This is a genomic window from Nonomuraea bangladeshensis, from assembly GCF_039529455.1.
Classification (GTDB): Bacteria; Actinomycetota; Actinomycetes; order Streptosporangiales; family Streptosporangiaceae; genus Nonomuraea; species Nonomuraea bangladeshensis.
Genome location: NZ_BAAAMV010000037.1, coordinates 1 through 1,360 on the forward strand (window position 1 = coordinate 1; position 1,360 = coordinate 1,360).

Below are 1,360 nucleotides of genomic sequence, written 5' to 3' on the forward strand. Positions count from 1 at the left end.
GGTCACGTCCACGGACGTGGTGTATGAATCAAGCTTCGCGTGATCCTGTTTCTGCAGGTTAAGCGGTAAGTGTCTGCGGGAGCGGGTTCTGGGCCGGTGTGTCGCTTGCGATGAGCCGGACGCGGGCTTTGGCCAGAATGTCCAGGCCCATGTAGCGGCGGGCTTCGGTCCATTCGTCGGTCTGCTCGGCCAGGACCGCGCCGACGAGGCGGATGATCGAGGCTCGGTCGGGGAAGATGCCGACCACGTCGGTGCGGCGGCGGATCTCCTTGTTCAGCCGCTCCTGCGGGTTGTTGGACCAGATTTGGCGCCAGGTCTCGCGGGGGAAGGCGGCGAAGGCGAGCAGGTCCTCGCGGGCGGCGTCCAGATGCTCGCACGCGGCCGGATACTTGGCTTCCAGGGCGTTGATGACCCAGGCGTGCTGGGTGCGCACCTGCTCGGAGGTGGGCTGGTCGAAGATGGTGCGCACCAAGGTGGCCACCCACGGCTGGGCGCTCTTGGGCACGGTGGTCAGCAGGTTGCGCAGGTAGTGGGTGCGGCAGCGCTGCCAGCACGCGCCGGGCAGAGCGGCGCCGATCGCCTCCACCAGGCCGCGGTGGGCGTCGGAGACGACCAGCTGAACGCCGGACAGGCCGCGTGCGACCAGGCTGCGCAGGAAGGCCAGCCAGCCGGCGCCGTCCTCGGCCGAGGTGACCTCCAGGCCGAGCACCTCGCGCTGGCCGTTGGCGTTGACGCCGGTGGCCACCAGCGCGTGCACGTTGATCGTCCGCCCTGCCTCGCGCACCTTCTGGGTCAGCGCGTCCAGCCAGACGAAGGTGTACGGGCCGGCGTCCAGCGCCCGCGTCCGGAACGCCTCGACTTGATCATCCAGCGTCTTGGCCATCTGCGAGACCTGGCTTTTGGAGATGTGCTTGATGCCGAGCTGCTCGATGAGCTTGTCGACTCTGCGGGTGGAGACGCCGAGCAGGTAGCTGGTGGCGACCACGCTGATCAGCGCCTGCTCGGCCCGGCGGCGCCGCTCCAGCAGCCAGTCCGGATAGTAGGAGCCCGACCGGAGTTTCGGGATCGCCAGCTCGATCGTTCCGGTGCGGGTGTCCCACTCGCGGCTGCGGTAGCCGTTGCGGGAGTTGGTCCGTTCGCTGCTGCGCTCGCCATAACCGGCTCCGCACAGGCTGTCGGCCTCAGCCGACATCAACGCTTCGGCCATGGTCTTCACCATGGATCGCAACAGATCCGGGTCGTCGGTCTCGATCTGCCGCGCCAGCCACTGCCCGGGCGTCACACTGTTGTCTACGGCCATCGCCTGGTTCTCCTTCGATCTTGATCTTGCTACTCGAAGGATCACGCGATGGCCGTCTTC

General features: G+C 67.6%; 1 protein-coding gene. It reads right to left on the reverse strand.

Going from position 1 to position 1,360, the window contains the following annotated elements; all coding sequences use genetic code 11:
- Positions 1 to 58: 58 nt before the first annotated feature.
- Complete coding sequence (locus tag ABD292_RS48815; RefSeq protein WP_344220340.1) at positions 59 to 1,300, reverse strand: IS256 family transposase; 1,242 nt, start codon at positions 1,298 to 1,300, stop codon at positions 59 to 61.
- Positions 1,301 to 1,360: the final 60 nt, after the last annotated feature.

Excerpts from the sequence above, each read along its gene's own strand:
- ABD292_RS48815 (WP_344220340.1), bottom strand. The coding sequence starts at position 1,300 with ATGGCCGTAGACAACAGTGTGACGCCCGGGCAGTGGCTGGCGCGGCAG.